The following is an 815-nucleotide window of genomic DNA, read 5'->3' as shown; positions in this document are numbered from 1 at the left end:
AGTCTGTAAGATATCTGTAGTAAGATTGTTCATAGGGAAGTCCTCTTTTCTGTGAATTTAGTGTGGTAACTCTATTCTACAGAAGGGACTTCCTTTTTTCTATTTACACAAAATATTTTACACTCTCGGAACTCTCTATTAACATGCTATCATATACTTACATAAACATAAATCCTGATATTATAAGGTAGATTTACAAAGGAAACACTATGAAACAGATTAAAACCATTGGTTGGGACTTAGATGATACCCTTTACCAAAGAAGTGATTTTTACCGTGCTGCATTCGAAACGATGCAGGAACATGTGATTCAAAGTCAGCCATCGTTTGAATCTTTCAATCGCATCTTTGATGTTCAATCTGATATTGAATACGAGAAATTTATTCGTGAGGGAAAAGCTAAAGCGGCGTACCAATTTGACCGAATCCTTTCCACTTATAAAAAATTTCATTACGAAATAAGTATTGAGCAAGCGACGATATTCCAAGCACTCAATGAATATTACCGTCAACATTTAACTCTTAATTCAGAAATCATTCATGTCTTTGAGCATTTACAAGCCGCTGACTTTGTCTTATTCATTCTTACAAATGGTCCTTCCATTGATCAAAGAAATAAATTAAACACCTTACACACCAACCGATGGATTCTTGAAAATCATTGGTTTATTTCAGAAGAATTAAATGGTTCAAAACCAGATATTGAAGTATTTAACCAAGTTACAGAAAAGCTAGGCTACCTGAGCTATGAATTTACTTACATAGGAGACCTGAATAATTCATACTTTTAAATATTGAGTTATTCTAGTCGTTAT

At 33.1% G+C, this 815-nt stretch carries 1 protein-coding gene; it reads left to right on the top strand.

What is annotated here, in order from left to right; genetic code table 11:
• The first annotated feature begins 209 nt into the window (after nucleotides 1-209).
• Nucleotides 210-791, top strand: a complete 582-nt coding sequence (locus ACEN3Z_RS11885; protein WP_407090985.1) for an HAD family hydrolase — start codon at nucleotides 210-212, stop codon at nucleotides 789-791.
• Nucleotides 792-815: the final 24 nt, after the last annotated feature.

It is taken from the genome of Ruoffia sp. FAM 26254, from assembly GCF_045528545.1.
Lineage (GTDB): Bacteria > Bacillota > Bacilli > Lactobacillales > Aerococcaceae > Ruoffia > Ruoffia halotolerans.
Note: the sequence above shows the minus strand (reverse complement) of the source record. Positions and strands in the feature narration are given on the sequence as shown.

Coding starts and splice junctions, on each gene's coding strand:
- ACEN3Z_RS11885 (WP_407090985.1), top strand. CDS start 210: ATGAAACAGATTAAAACCATTGGTTGGGACTTAGATGATACCCTTTAC.